The organism is Pseudomonas sp. TE12234, from assembly GCF_054061835.1.
Window position 1 is genome coordinate 72,991 of sequence record NZ_JBSSEP010000006.1, and the last position, 13,341, is coordinate 86,331.

Consider the following 13,341-nt stretch of genomic DNA (forward strand, 5'->3'; position numbering starts at 1 on the left):
ACGCCGACATGGCCTCAGCCGACACTGAGGTCATGACGACAGCTCTGCATATCACCCTGATCACCGAAACCTTCCCTCCCGAAATCAACGGCGTGGCCAATACCCTTGGTCGCTTGTGCGACGGTTTGCGCGCGCGTGGGCATCAGGTGGAATTGGTTCGACCACGTCAGGGCTGCGATCAGCAACTGGGTAGCGACGATGAATTGATGCTGTGCCGGGGCTGGCCGCTGCCGGGCTATCCCGGACTGCAATGGGGTCAGTCGTCGATGCACAAGCTGTTGCGCCGCTGGAAGCGCCATCGCCCGGACGTGCTGTATATCGCCACCGAGGGGCCATTGGGGTTATCGGCACTGCGAGCGGCACGGCGCCTGGGGATATCGGTGGTCAGCGGCTTTCACACCAATTTCCAGCAGTACTCCAACCCATATGGGCTCGGCCTGCTGACGCGGCTGCTAACCCACTACCTGCGCTGGTTCCACAATCGTTCGACCATGACGCTCGTGCCCAGCGTCAGCCAGCGAATGGAACTGGAACGGCGTCACTTCGAGCGCCTGGCCTTGCTTTCCCGAGGGGTCGACAGTCAATTGTTTCACCCGGCCAAACGCTTGAACGCCCTGCGCGAGCAGTGGGGATTGACCGAGGCAGACATCGCGGTCATTCATGTCGGTCGCCTGGCCCCGGAAAAAAACCTGGGATTGCTCAAGCGCACCTTCGACACCCTCAAGTCCAGTTATCCACAGCGCACCTTGAAGCTGATCGTAGTCGGCGACGGCCCACAGCGCCAGGAACTGGAGAGCGAGATGCCCGAGGCGATTTTCTGCGGCACTCAGCGCGGTGAAACCCTGGCCTGTCACTATGCGTCGGGGGATGTATTTCTGTTTCCGAGCCTGACTGAAACCTTCGGCAATGTCGTGCTCGAGGCGCTGGCCTCGGGGCTAGGGGTAGTGGCCTACGATCAGGCGGCGGCAGCCCAGCATATTCGCCATGGCTACAACGGTGTACTGGCGATGCCGGGGGATGAAAGCGCATTCTGCGATGCGGCAGCGTGGTTGCTGGAAGAGCGGGAAACATTGCGCAATGTGCGGCTCAACGCGCGCCAGCATGCCAGTCGCCAGGGTTGGGCGACCATCATCGAGCAGTTCGAGGGGCAGTTACGCGGGGCTTGTGTACAGCGACAGGCATTGCCGGATGCTGCTCTGTTGCCTTGAAAAGCTTCGCCGGCAAGCCAGCTCCAGGATTTGTGCAGTCCCCACAGGAGCTGGCTTTGAAGACGCCGTTAGACCAGCGTCATCAACGCATCGCGGCTAAACGGCAGGATGTCCTGTTCACGACCTTCGCGAACTTTCTGCGCCCAGTCCGGATCGACCAACAGCGCGCGACCGACCGCTACCAGGTCGAACTCGTCGTTGTTCAAACGCTCCAGCAGTTTTTCCAGGCTGGCCGGTTGCGCGACCTTGTCGGTGTTGACCATGAACTGAAGGAACTCGCCATCCAGGCCAACGCTACCGACGGTGATGGTTGGCTTGCCGGTGAGCTTGCGGGTCCAGCCCGCCAGGTTCAGCTCGGAACCGTCAAATTCCGGCTCCCAGAAACGGCGTGTCGAGCAGTGGAAAATATCCACGCCGGCGTCGGACAGCGGCTGGAGAAATTCGCCCAGCGCCTCCGGGGTTTGCACCAGACGCGCGGTGTAATCCTGCTGTTTCCACTGCGAAAAACGGAAGATGATCGGGAAACCTTCGCCGACCGCTGCACGCACCGCCTGGATCAACTCGATGGCGAACCGCGAGCGGTTGGCCAGGCTGCCGCCGTATTCGTCGGTACGCTGGTTGCTGCCTTCCCAAAAGAACTGGTCGATGAGGTAGCCGTGGGCACCATGGATTTCCACGCCGTCCATGCCGATGCTCCGGGCATCCTTGGCGGCCTGGGCGAACGCGGCGATCACGTCCTGAATATCTTGTCGGGTCATGCCGTGAACCACGACCTGACCGTCCTTCACTTTCTCCGATGGCCCATAACCCGGCACGCTGGCGTCCGGCTCGGTGCCGATGCGACGCACGCTGCCCACGTGCCACAGTTGCGGAACGATCTTGCCGCCTTCGGCGTGTACGGCGTCAACGACTTTCTTCCAGCCTGCCAGTGCGGCCTCACCGTAGAAGTGCGGCACGTTCGGGTAGCCGTTGGAAGCCTTGTGACCGACGGTGGTGCCTTCGGTGATGATCAGGCCAACGCCAGCGGCCGCACGACGACGGTAGTACTCGATCACTTTGGAATTGGGTACACCACCCGGAGAAAACGAACGGGTCATCGGTGCCATGACGACGCGGGTCGGCAGTTCGAGATTGCCGAGATGGAACGGTTTGAACAGGGCTTTGACAGGCATGGGGACGCTCCACGAAGGATGACTTTATGACGACGATAATATGGAGGTGCCCACGCGCTGGATAGCACTATTGATTTGGGTGATTAAGGAGCAAAAGGCTAGGAATAACCTTGTAGGAGCGAGCTTGTTCGCGATGGACTTGAGAACGCTGCGGGGTGTCAGGTTTCCCGCGTTATCGTTCACAACTATCGCGAGCAGGCTCGCTCCTACAGGGGGGAGATCAGCTCAGGGCTTTTTCAATCGCTTGTATGACGCTTGGATCGTCCGGCGGTGTCCGTGGCGAGAACCGCGCCAGTACACGTCCGTCTTTGCCGAGGAGGAATTTTTCGAAGTTCCAGGTGATGTCACCCGGGAATTCCGCGCCCTCGCCCGCCAGCAGTTTGTACAGCTGGTGGCGTTCATGTCCGTTGACTTCCAGCTTGCTGGACAATGGAAAGGTCACGCCATAGTTGAGGCTGCAAAACGCCTGGATTTCCTGTGCGGAGCCTGGCTCCTGTCCGGCAAACTGGTTGCACGGCAAGCCCAGCACGCTGAAACCCTGGCCCTTGTATTGCTGGTAAAGGTTTTCCAGCGCCGCGTACTGTGGGGTCAGGCCACATTTGGAGGCCACGTTGACCACCAGCACCACGTGCCCCTTGAACGGCGCCAACGGTAGCGCCTGACCATCAAGGGCTGTCAAATTTAGGTCGTGAAAAGCACTCATGACGAACTCCAGATTCTCGTGTTCTTCTCGAAACAGCCACTTATCGGTGTTGCCTGGGACAGCCGCAGACTAAAAAGGCGCCCTCGGGGCGCCTCTCCAGTTCTCGAAAGCTTAGCGCAGAAATCAGTGGTGATGGCCACCTTCGCCATGGACGTGGCCATGAGCGATTTCTTCCTGGCTGGCGTCACGGATATTGATGATCTTGACCTGGAAATTCAGGCGCTGGCCGGCCAACGGATGGTTGCCGTCGACAGTCACGTCGTCGCCGTCCAGATCGCGGATGGTCACGATCTGCATCTGGCCGTCCGGAGCGGAAGCGTGGAACTGCATGCCCACTTCCAGCTCGTCAACGCCTTCGAACATGCTGCGGCTCAGGGTGCTGACCAGTTCGGCAGCGTACTCGCCATAGGCATCTTCAGGTTCAACGGCTACGGTCAGCTCGTCGCCGACTGCTTTGCCTTCCAGTGCCTTTTCCAGGCCCGGAATGATGTTACCTGCGCCTTGCAGGTAGACCAGCGGCGCGCCGCCGGCGGAGCTGTCGATGACCTCACCAGCGTCGTTGGTCAGGGTATAGTCGATGGAGACAGCCTTATTGGCGGCGATCAGCATGGGGCGAGACCTTTTGCATAAGAATATTGAAAGACCAAGTTTAGCGAAGCAATCGCCCGAAAGCGAACACAACCCGGACAGACGGATTGCGACGATCACCGGCTTCCATCAAGACGAGGACGGGCACTGGGTGGCCGAGCTTTCCTGCGGCCACACACAGCACCTGCGGCACCAGCCGCCCTGGCAATCCCGCGCCTGGGTCACGGACCCTGCGCAGCGCCAGGAAAAAATAGGCCAGCCCTTTGATTGCGGTTGGTGCGCACAAGGCTCGGTTAGCGATAACCTTGGCGACTGAATTCCGGTAAATCGTCAGTTATAGATGATCGCCTGGCGGCCCGTATGGCCTTTGCGCCACCCCGGCCGCCCACATGCACCCTCAGAGAATCCGCATGCAAACTTTTTTTATTGCGCCCACCGATTTTGGCGTGGGTCTGACCTCCATCAGCCTCGGGCTGGTGCGCACCCTTGAGCGGGCCGGTCTCAAAGTCGGCTTTTTCAAACCGATTGCCCAGCCGCATCCCGGTGATACCGGCCCTGAGCGTTCCACCGAACTGGTCGCCCGTACCCACGGCCTCAAGCCACCCAAGCCCCTGGGTCTGGCCCATGTCGAGCGCATGCTGGGCGATGGCCAGCTGGACGAGTTGCTCGAAGAAATCATCACCCTTTACCAGCAGGCCGCCATCGGCAAGGACGTGCTGATCGTCGAAGGCATGGTCCCGACCCGCAGCGCCAGCTATGCCGCACGGGTCAACCTGCACCTGGCCAAGAGCCTCGACGCCGAAGTGATCCTGGTGTCGGCGCCGGAAAACGAAGTGCTGACCGAGCTCTCCGGTCGCGTCGAGTTGCAGGCGCAATTGTTCGGTGGCCCGAAAGATCCGAAAGTTCTCGGCGTCATCCTCAACAAGGTGAAGACCGACGAAAGCATGGAGGCCTTCGCCGCCCGCCTGAAGGAGCATTCGCCGCTGTTGCGCAGTGGTGATTTCCGCCTGCTGGGCTGCATTCCGTTTCAGCCGGAACTGAACGCCCCGCGCACCCGCGACGTCGCCGACCTGATGGGCGCACAAGTGCTCAACGCCGGCGACTACGAAACCCGGCGCATGTCCAAAATCATTATCTGCGCGCGCACCATGCGTAACACCGTAGAGCTGCTCAAACCGGGCGTACTGGTGGTGACCCCCGGCGACCGCGACGACATCATCCTCGCCGTCAGCCTCGCCGCCATAAATGGCGTGCCCCTGGCCGGCCTGTTGCTGACCAGCGACACCCTGCCCGACCCAAGGATCATGGACCTCTGCCGCGGCGCCTTGCAGGCCGGCCTGCCAGTGTTGTCAGTGAGCACCGGTTCCTACGACACCGCCAACCAATTGAACGGTCTAAACAAGGAAATCCCGATCGACGACCGCGAACGCGCGGAAATCATCACCGATTTCGTCGCCAGCCATCTGGATGCCAACTGGCTGCACCAGCGTTGTGGCACACCACGGGAAATGCGCCTGTCGCCGGCCGTGTTCCGCTATCAGTTGATTCAGCGCGCGCAGAACGCCAACAAACGCATCGTCCTGCCTGAAGGCAGCGAGCCGTTGACCGTTCAGGCCGCAGCGATCTGTCAGGCCCGTGGCATTGCCCGTTGCGTGTTGTTGGCCAAACCGGCAGACGTTGAAGCCGTCGCGCGCGCCCAAGGCATCGAGCTGCCACCGGGGCTGGAAATCCTCGACCCGGACCTGATCCGCGAGCGCTATGTCGAGCCGATGGTCGCCCTGCGCAAAAGCAAAAGCCTCAACGCGCCCATGGCCGAACAACAACTGGAAGACACCGTGGTGATCGGCACCATGATGCTCGCGCTGGATGAGGTGGACGGCCTGGTGTCGGGGGTCATTCACTCCACCGCCAACACCATTCGCCCGGCCCTGCAGCTGATCAAAACAGCACCGGGCTGCACGCTGGTGTCGTCGGTATTCTTCATGCTGTTCCCGGAAGAAGTGCTGGTCTACGGCGACTGCGTGATGAACCCGCACCCAAGTGCCAGTGAACTGGCCGAGATCGCCCTGCAAAGCGCCGATTCGGCAGCAGCGTTCGGCATCACGCCCCGTGTGGCGATGATCAGTTACTCCAGCGGTGAATCGGCCAGTGGCGAAGAAGTCGAAAAGGTTCGCGAGGCGACCTTGCTCGCCCACGAGCAGCAGAACTCGCTGTTGATCGACGGCCCGTTGCAATACGATGCCGCCGCCAACGAAACCGTGGCCCGGCAACTGGCACCGAACAGTCAGGTCGCCGGTCGCGCCACGGTATTTGTGTTCCCCGACCTGAATACCGGCAACACCACTCACAAGGCCGTGCAACGCAGCGCCGACTGCGTCAGCCTCGGTCCGATGCTGCAAGGGCTGCGCAAACCGGTGAATGACTTGCCGCGCGGTGCGCAAGTCGATGACATCGTCTACACCATCGCGTTGACCGCGATCCAGGCAGCCAACCGACCTATGGATGTTTAAATGCTGGTTTTTCTACCTGGCGCCGCACGCGGCGTCATTGCTTCATTGCTGTTGGCACTCAATACAATCCTGCTGTGCTCATTCCTGTTCTGCGTGGCGCTGATCAAGGTCCTGCCTTTCGCCTTCACCCAGCGCATCGCCGGATGGTTGATGAGCCATACCCACGAAGCCTGGATCAGCATCAACAAAGGCTGGATGAACCTGGTCCGTCGCACCCGCTGGCACATCAGCGGGCTGCAAGGCCTGGACTATCGGCACTCGTACCTGATCACCAGCAATCACCAAAGCTGGGTCGACATCCTGGTGCTGCAATACGTGCTCAACCGCCGCATCCAGCCGCTGAAGTTCTTTCTCAAGCAGGAGCTGATCTGGGTCCCGGTGATCGGTCTGGCGTGGTGGGCCCTTGGCTTTCCGTTCATGAAGCGCTACTCCAAGGCCTATCTGGAGAAACACCCGGAAAAGAAAGGCAAAGACCTGGAAACCACCCGCAAGACCTGTGCGAAGTTCCGCAATAATCCGGTGGGGATTTTCAACTTCGTCGAAGGCACGCGCTTCACCGAGGGCAAGCACGCCCAGCAGCAATCACCGTTCAAATACCTGCTCAAACCCAAGGCCGGCGGCATTGCCTTTGTGCTGGATGCCATGGGTGAGCAGCTGGAATCCATCGTCAACGTGACCATCCACTACCCGGCCGGACGCCCTGGTTTTTGGGATTTGCTGTGCGGGAACGTTACAGACGTGGTGGTGCATTTTCAGGAACTGAAGATCCCGCCTCAGTTCATCGGCAAGAACTACGACCAGGACGGTGAGTATCGCCTGCAGTTTCAGGGCTGGATCAATCAGCTTTGGGAAGACAAGGATGCGTTGCTGGGGCGGATGCACCGCGAATATCCAGACAAACGCTGATCCCCTGTGGGCGAGCCTGCTCGCGAATGCAGCGGATCAGCCTAGATCAATGTTGAATGACACACCGTATTCGCGAGCAGGCTCGCACATTTGATCGAATCAATCTGAAAAAAACCCGCCGATGATCACTCATCGGCGGGTTTTTCATTACGGGCTAATGCTCACTGCCTGCATGGCAAGAACTTGATAAACGGATAGGCTGGCCTCTATAAGTAATGAGCTGCACGCCCCAGTATGACGCGAACTTGAATCGACTCGCACTCAATCGCGCTTTTATCCAAAACCAAGGATTGTTTGCTTAAACACCACTAGCCTTGCAGTGCGGCCTGTTAAATATAACCATCACTACCGCTTGTACAGCACCCATATTCGTTACCGGTATCATCAGGGTTACCACCTATTTCAAGTGGCCCGATCGTTACCGTTGCGATATTTTCAGGTGGCGGTGGTGGAGGAACAAAAGGCGCAGGAGCATAAGAACCCCCTCCCCCGATATTTTCGTTGAATACAGCTATCGCAGAAGGCAAAAATTCGCCGGTTGCAGAAAACCAATTACAAGAAAGCATCTGATTACCGTACGCCACCCTCAGAGTTTCCTTGTGCACTATCCTCATATCGGGTGCACAGACGTAATCAAGGTAGTTATCCAAATCATTATTTCTAAAGAAGTCTGCAGCACTCTTTAAAACCTCCTTGAAAATGCCTGAGTCACTAATTGAGTACAAACCAGCGGCGCCCCTACAACACTAGCGGTACCTATGACTATGAATGGTGCTTCGACTAAAACAGCAAAGACAGCAATCACACCTGCAACATTCCCGATAAGACTGATCACATCACCATAACTAAATCCTTTGCAATCCCTGACATCCACTCCAATTTTCAGGAAAGTAATAGTACCGGCAACCATATTGGCTGGAATGCTCACAATCGGCACATAAGGTCCTGCCAGCTTGGTGACTGACGTCACGCTCGCTATTACAGCACCGGTTTGCGCCGTTTGACGGAAGGTGATCTCGCCGCATGTGGAATTCGCCCATCGAAAACCACCACACGACGAGATTTTGGAAGCACGGCCTTAATGACATTTTCTTTCGCATCATCATAGAAAACGAGCTCTCCTCCCCAGGACGTGGGCCAGTGCTCGTTGCAGAAAACGATAACAGTCAATCCCGGATGGGTTTTGTTATCACGATGAATAATGGTGTCTTGCCCTAACGTCTGTCCGTTTGCGTAAACACCTAACAACGTCATATTGAAATCATGTAAATCTGAAAATCGCTCCCAGAAACCAACCAGAAAACGCCATGATTCATTGCCGTTCAATTCTTCCAGGCAGGACTGCCGCTCAGGGCGACCTTTACCCGCAATGAACACGTGCCAGCAGGGCCTGACAAAGGGCAGCTCTTCATAATTTGGCCAGTTGTATCTCCAGACACCCCCCTTGAGCAAAAGGTTTATGGCGACTTCTTCGCTTTCCGTCAAAAAGTCATCAATCACATATATTCCATTATCAATGCGTTCAATTTTCATACGCTCTCATTTTCGCTACAACCCTGTTCCAAATTCCATTCCGAACAATTATCAACAGCAAGTAAGACATTATAATTGACCACCCAATCAATACAAAATAACATCCAATGTTATTTGACCTTATCCAAAGCAATATATCTTTACGACTGATCAACAAATTGATATCAACATCATAGACCCACCAAACAAACCGTTTAGTCCGATCTGAATCCACAGCAACCCACAATTTTTTCCCCTTCCTCAAACTCAGGTGCTGAATGTCACTCGCAGAAGCTTCAACAATGTAGTTATAGGCATCTTCACCCAGCCCGACCCTCAAATATAAAGATGACGTAGCTCTTGACTGCGAAACATCTCTATACAAATAAGCTTTTTCCATAACCAGCCGTTCCGGCAAGGGAGGAATCTCCTGTATTTCCCCATACATAAAAATAGAAGCGACAACCAGAACAACAAACAAAAATAGTAAAAAAACAACCTCACCGACCCCGGCAATATATCCAGGAGGGATATATAAATTTTTTGCACGCACACCCACCTCCAGACGCCTATCAAAAACAACATTAAACACTCACACCTGACAGGGATTGGAACCGCTCGAAACTCAGATTTTTCTCGCCGAGAAATCCAATTCTTTAAACTTTAATATTTCAGAGCGCTTAAAATTCAAAAATCCTGCGCTTTGTATTTTCTTTTCGCCCAAAAGAAACCGGAACAAATATCAACCTCATATCTGCTAACAACAATATCTCCCTATGCAAACAAATGTAACTTACCGATTTCCGATACCCCTGTAGTCCATTTCCCAAGCACCAATAACGCTGGCCATTCACGCGTTTTTCCGAGCACAAAAAAAGCCCGCAGACAGTTACCTGTCTGCGGGCTTTTTCTTGCAGCGTGAAGCTAGAAGCTTGCCGCTGCTTTGAGCTTAGATCGCACCACGCTTGCGCAGCAGATCCAGCACTTGCTTGACGCTTTCCTCCAGCGACAGCGATTGGGTGTCGATCACCAGATCGGCATCCAGCGGCACGTCGTACGGGAAGGACTCGCCCGGGATGTTATCGCCGGCCGCCGCGTACAGGCCTTGTGGATCTCGCTCGGCACAGACCGCAGGCGAAGCCTGGACGTAGACCGTCAACAGACGCTCCTTGCCGATCAGCTCCTTGGCCTGCTCACGACCTTCGGAACTCGGCGCAACGAACGCCGCCAGGGTCAGCAAACCGGCTTCGTTGAACTGACGCGCCACGTGCGCCGCACGACGCCAGTTCTCGGTACGTCCGGCGCGATCTTGCGGCAGACCTTTGTTCAGGTCGTGACGCAGGTTCTGGCCATCGAGCACAAACACTGCACGGCCCATGTCGAACAGCTTGCGCTCGACGGCGTAGGCCAGCGTACTTTTACCCGCGCCGGACAAGCCGCTGAACAACACGGTGGCCGGTTGCTGGCCGAAGCGCTGGGCGCGTTCCTCGGTGGCGACGTGGGCCAGCTTGCCGTGGTGCGTGGCGCTGCCGTGTGCCAGAGGCTGGGCGACGATCATGCCGGCGCCCACGGTGCCGTTGGTCAGGCGGTCGATGATGATGAACGCGCCGGTGGTGCGGTTGCTGTCGTAACCGTCGAGGGCAATCGGCGCATCGAGCGCGATCTTGACCTTGCCGATTTCGTTCAGCTGCAACGCGCTGGCCGGGCCTTCTTCAAGGGTGTTCACGTCGACCTTGTTGACGATGCTGGCGATGGAGCCCGGCACGTAACTGGTGGCGCGTTTGATGTCGTACTTCTTGCCCGGCAGCATCGGCTCTTCCGCCATCCACACCAGCATCGCTTCGAAGCTGTCGGTGACAGGCGGCACGTTATCGGCGTGAACCAACAGGTCGCCGCGAGAGATGTCGATTTCGTCTTCCATGGTCAGCGTCACCGCTTGACCAGGACCGGCGTGCTCCAGCTCGCCTTCGAAGGTGACAATGGATTTCACGCGGCTGCTCTTGCCCGACGGCAGGACCACGACTTCGTCGCCTTTCTTGACGATGCCGCTGGCCAGGGTGCCGGCGAAACCACGGAAGTTCAGGTTCGGACGGTTGACGTACTGCACCGGGAAACGCAGGTCGGTGAAGTTGCGATCGCCCGCCACTTCCACGGTTTCGAGAATTTCCATCAGCGACTGGCCGGTGTACCACGGCGAGCGCTCGGACTTGTTCACCACGTTGTCGCCCTTGAGGGCAGACATTGGCACGAAGTGCATGCTCGTCGGCTTCATCTTCAAGCCTTCGGCGAACTTCAGGTAGTCGGCCTTGATCGACTCGAACACGCCCTGATCGAAGTCCTTGAGGTCCATCTTGTTGATGGCGACGACGATGTGCTTGATGCCCAACAGCGAGGCGATGAAGCTGTGGCGACGGGTCTGGGTCTGCACGCCGTAACGGGCGTCGACCAGGATGATCGCCAGGTCACAGGTGGACGCACCGGTGGCCATGTTGCGGGTGTACTGCTCATGGCCAGGGGTGTCGGCGATGATGAACTTGCGCTTGGCGGTGGAGAAATAGCGGTACGCGACATCAATGGTGATGCCTTGCTCACGCTCGGCCTGCAGGCCGTCGACCAGCAATGCCAGGTCGATGTCTTCGCCGGTGGTGCCGACTTTTTTCGAGTCGCGGGTAATGGCTTCCAGGTGATCTTCGTAGATCATCTTGGAGTCGTGCAGCAGGCGCCCGATCAGGGTGCTCTTGCCGTCGTCGACGTTACCGCAGGTCAGAAAGCGCAGCAGCTCTTTACGTTCGTGCTGGCCCAGGTAGGCGAGGATGTCCTCGCTGATCAAATCAGATTGATGCGACATGACAGCCCCTTAGAAATAACCTTGACGTTTCTTGTCTTCCATCGAGCCGGCGCCATCGTGGTCGATGACACGGCCCTGGCGCTCGGAAGTTCGCGTCAGGAGCATTTCCTGAATGATGTCCGTGAGGCTTTCGGCCTCGGACTCCACCGCGCCCGTCAACGGGTAGCAGCCAAGGGTACGGAAACGCACTTTCTTTTTGACGATGCGCGCTTTGTCTTCATCGCTCAGGTGTTCGAGGATGCGCTCGTCGTCGATCATGATCAGCGTGCCGTTCTTCTCGATGACTTCACGCTCGGCGGCGAAGTACAGCGGGACGATCGGGATGCCTTCAAGGTAGATGTACTGCCAGATGTCCAGTTCGGTCCAGTTCGACAACGGGAACACACGAATGGATTCGCCCTTGTTGACCTTGCCGTTGTAGACGTTCCACAGCTCCGGGCGCTGGTTTTTCGGATCCCAGCGGTGCTTGCTGTCGCGGAACGAGTACACGCGCTCCTTGGCGCGGGATTTCTCTTCATCGCGACGGGCACCACCGAAAGCGGCGTCGAAACCATATTTGTCCAACGCCTGCTTCAGGCCTTCGGTCTTCATGATGTCGGTGTGCTTGGCACTGCCGTGGGTAAACGGGTTGATGCCTTGCGCCACGCCGTCCGGGTTCACATGAGTGATCAGGTCCAGGCCCAGCTCGGCGACCATCTTGTCGCGGAAGGCGTACATCTCCTGGAATTTCCAGCGGGTGTCGACGTGCATCACCGGAAACGGCAGCTTGCCAGGGAAAAATGCCTTGCGTGCCAGGTGCAGCATCACGGCGGAGTCTTTACCGATGGAGTACAGCATCACCGGGTTGTCGAACTCGGCGGCCACCTCGCGGATGATGTGGATGCTTTCCGCCTCCAGCTGTTTCAGATGCGTCAGTTTGTCGACCATGGCTACTCACGAAAGCTTTCTTATGAACGGCCAGCGGGCCGTGTTCGAGCGGGGAATCCTAGCACAGCGTCCTCTTCTAATCAGGACGCCGACTAGATCGAAAGAGCATATGAATATGCCCGCCTGTTTGGGCAGAACGCGCTCCTACAGGGATAGCGTTTCGTCAGATGGGATTGGGGCAATCGATGAAGATGTGTTCGAGGGCAAAGCGTCGCGCCAGGTAATCCCCCAGCGCCTGAACGCCATAACGCTCGGTGGCATGGTGACCGGCGGCGATGAAGCTGATGTCGTTTTCCCGTGCGCTGTGGAAGGTTTGCTCGGAAGCCTCGCCGCTCAGGTACAGATCGACACCCGCCAGAATGGCCTGATCGATGTACCCTTGACCGCCCCCCGTGCACCAGCCGACCCGACGAATCATCTCGCTGCCCTCAATCAGCAATGGCTCGCGCCCCATGACTTCCTGGACCCTGCGGGCAAAATCCCGAGGCATCATCGGTTCACTCAACGAGCCGACCAGACCGACAATCTTCAGGTTGTCCGGATCCAGCGGGCCTTCAACGGTGATGTCGAGCTGCCGGGCCAACTGCACGTTGTTGCCGACGTCCGGGTGCAGATCCAGTGGCAGGTGATAGGACAGCAGGCTGATATCGTGCTTGAGCAACGTCTTCAAGCGACGTTGCTTCATGCCGGTGATGCACGGATTTTCACCCTTCCAGAAGTAGCCGTGATGCACCAGCACCAGATCGGCGTTGGCTTGCACGGCAGCATCGAGCAACGCCTGGCTGGCGGTGACGCCACTGACAATGCGCATCACTTGCGGCCGGCCTTCGACCTGCAGGCCGTTGGGGCAGTAATCGGCAATTTTCGAACTGCTGAGGTAACGGTCGGCTTCTTCGACCAGGGTGCTCAGAGCGACGGCCATAAAAGACTCCTAAATATCCCGTTCAGAGGCACGCGCGGCCTCGTA

Annotated in this window: 14 protein-coding genes; 4 read left to right on the forward strand and 10 right to left on the reverse strand. The window is 57.5% G+C overall.

From position 1 onward, the window contains the following. Positions 1–8: 8 nt before the first annotated feature. A complete protein-coding gene (locus tag ACVWYU_RS11770; protein WP_457372748.1) occupies positions 9–1,208 on the forward strand; it encodes a glycosyltransferase family 4 protein in 1,200 nt (399 codons plus the stop codon). A gap of 68 nt (positions 1,209–1,276) precedes the next feature. On the opposite strand, the gene ACVWYU_RS11775 is transcribed toward ACVWYU_RS11770, so the two are convergent. From ACVWYU_RS11775 to ACVWYU_RS11785, 3 genes are all read right to left on the reverse strand, one after another. Continuing rightward, entirely contained in the window at positions 1,277–2,380 is a 1,104-nt protein-coding gene (locus tag ACVWYU_RS11775) for an NADH:flavin oxidoreductase (protein WP_248914344.1), read from the reverse strand. Between the two features lie 220 nt (positions 2,381–2,600). Beyond that, complete coding sequence (locus ACVWYU_RS11780; protein WP_090316182.1) at positions 2,601–3,083, reverse strand: glutathione peroxidase; 483 nt, start codon at positions 3,081–3,083, stop codon at positions 2,601–2,603. A 123-nt stretch (positions 3,084–3,206) separates the two neighbouring features. Further along, a complete protein-coding gene (locus ACVWYU_RS11785; RefSeq protein WP_008054392.1) occupies positions 3,207–3,692 on the reverse strand; it encodes an FKBP-type peptidyl-prolyl cis-trans isomerase in 486 nt (161 codons plus the stop codon). On the opposite strand from ACVWYU_RS11785, the gene ACVWYU_RS11790 reads away from it, so the two are divergent. The 3 genes from ACVWYU_RS11790 to ACVWYU_RS11800 all read left to right on the forward strand — a co-directional run bounded on the left by ACVWYU_RS11790 (position 3,661) and on the right by ACVWYU_RS11800 (position 7,087). Continuing rightward, positions 3,661–3,987, forward strand: coding sequence for a DUF3565 domain-containing protein (locus tag ACVWYU_RS11790; RefSeq protein ID WP_090316176.1), 327 nt, complete (start codon positions 3,661–3,663; stop codon positions 3,985–3,987). The two genes, ACVWYU_RS11785 and ACVWYU_RS11790, sit on opposite strands and share 32 nt — an antisense overlap. Positions 3,988–4,081: 94 nt before the next feature. After that, positions 4,082–6,181 (forward strand): phosphate acetyltransferase, encoded by a 2,100-nt coding sequence (gene pta / locus ACVWYU_RS11795; protein ID WP_247255989.1) that lies wholly within the window; start codon positions 4,082–4,084, stop codon positions 6,179–6,181. Beyond that, positions 6,182–7,087, forward strand: a complete 906-nt coding sequence (locus ACVWYU_RS11800; RefSeq protein WP_457372749.1) for an acyltransferase — start codon at positions 6,182–6,184, stop codon at positions 7,085–7,087. It begins immediately after the preceding gene. A 329-nt stretch (positions 7,088–7,416) separates the two neighbouring features. Here ACVWYU_RS11800 and ACVWYU_RS11805 read toward each other — a convergent pair whose 3' ends face one another. The 7 genes from ACVWYU_RS11805 to ACVWYU_RS11835 all read right to left on the reverse strand — a co-directional run bounded on the left by ACVWYU_RS11805 (position 7,417) and on the right by ACVWYU_RS11835 (position 13,296). Next, on the reverse strand, positions 7,417–7,671 hold the full coding sequence (locus ACVWYU_RS11805) for a hypothetical protein (protein WP_457372750.1): 255 nt from the start codon (positions 7,669–7,671) through the stop codon (positions 7,417–7,419). Between the two features lie 98 nt (positions 7,672–7,769). After that, positions 7,770–8,057, reverse strand: coding sequence for a hypothetical protein (locus ACVWYU_RS11810; protein ID WP_457372751.1), 288 nt, complete (start codon positions 8,055–8,057; stop codon positions 7,770–7,772). An 8-nt stretch (positions 8,058–8,065) separates the two neighbouring features. Then, positions 8,066–8,620: a 2OG-Fe(II) oxygenase gene (locus tag ACVWYU_RS11815; protein WP_457372752.1), complete on the reverse strand. Its 555-nt coding sequence runs from the start codon at positions 8,618–8,620 to the stop codon at positions 8,066–8,068. Continuing rightward, positions 8,610–9,152, reverse strand: a complete 543-nt coding sequence (locus ACVWYU_RS11820) for a hypothetical protein (RefSeq protein WP_457372753.1) — start codon at positions 9,150–9,152, stop codon at positions 8,610–8,612. Before ACVWYU_RS11820 ends, ACVWYU_RS11815 begins: the two co-directional genes overlap by 11 nt. 396 nt (positions 9,153–9,548) lie before the next feature. Beyond that, positions 9,549–11,447, reverse strand: coding sequence for a sulfate adenylyltransferase subunit CysN (gene cysN, locus ACVWYU_RS11825; RefSeq protein WP_457372754.1), 1,899 nt, complete (start codon positions 11,445–11,447; stop codon positions 9,549–9,551). Between the two features lie 9 nt (positions 11,448–11,456). Beyond that, positions 11,457–12,374, reverse strand: a complete 918-nt coding sequence (gene cysD / locus ACVWYU_RS11830; protein WP_090316153.1) for a sulfate adenylyltransferase subunit CysD — start codon at positions 12,372–12,374, stop codon at positions 11,457–11,459. Between the two features lie 163 nt (positions 12,375–12,537). Further along, entirely contained in the window at positions 12,538–13,296 is a 759-nt protein-coding gene (locus tag ACVWYU_RS11835; RefSeq protein WP_090316150.1) for a Nif3-like dinuclear metal center hexameric protein, read from the reverse strand. Between the last annotated feature and the right edge of the window lie 45 nt (positions 13,297–13,341).

What these genes read in the sequence shown, in the direction of transcription:
- ACVWYU_RS11770 (WP_457372748.1), top strand. Translation starts at nt 9, where the DNA reads ATGGCCTCAGCCGACACTGAGGTCATGACGACAGCTCTGCATATCACC.
- ACVWYU_RS11775 (WP_248914344.1), bottom strand. Translation starts at nt 2,380, where the DNA reads ATGCCTGTCAAAGCCCTGTTCAAACCGTTCCATCTCGGCAATCTCGAA.
- ACVWYU_RS11780 (WP_090316182.1), bottom strand. Translation starts at nt 3,083, where the DNA reads ATGAGTGCTTTTCACGACCTAAATTTGACAGCCCTTGATGGTCAGGCG.
- ACVWYU_RS11790 (WP_090316176.1), top strand. Translation starts at nt 3,661, where the DNA reads ATGGAGACAGCCTTATTGGCGGCGATCAGCATGGGGCGAGACCTTTTG.
- ACVWYU_RS11785 (WP_008054392.1), bottom strand. Translation starts at nt 3,692, where the DNA reads ATGCTGATCGCCGCCAATAAGGCTGTCTCCATCGACTATACCCTGACC.
- pta (WP_247255989.1), top strand. Translation starts at nt 4,082, where the DNA reads ATGCAAACTTTTTTTATTGCGCCCACCGATTTTGGCGTGGGTCTGACC.
- ACVWYU_RS11800 (WP_457372749.1), top strand. Translation starts at nt 6,182, where the DNA reads ATGCTGGTTTTTCTACCTGGCGCCGCACGCGGCGTCATTGCTTCATTG.
- ACVWYU_RS11815 (WP_457372752.1), bottom strand. Translation starts at nt 8,620, where the DNA reads ATGAAAATTGAACGCATTGATAATGGAATATATGTGATTGATGACTTT.
- cysN (WP_457372754.1), bottom strand. Translation starts at nt 11,447, where the DNA reads ATGTCGCATCAATCTGATTTGATCAGCGAGGACATCCTCGCCTACCTG.
- cysD (WP_090316153.1), bottom strand. Translation starts at nt 12,374, where the DNA reads ATGGTCGACAAACTGACGCATCTGAAACAGCTGGAGGCGGAAAGCATC.
- ACVWYU_RS11835 (WP_090316150.1), bottom strand. Translation starts at nt 13,296, where the DNA reads ATGGCCGTCGCTCTGAGCACCCTGGTCGAAGAAGCCGACCGTTACCTC.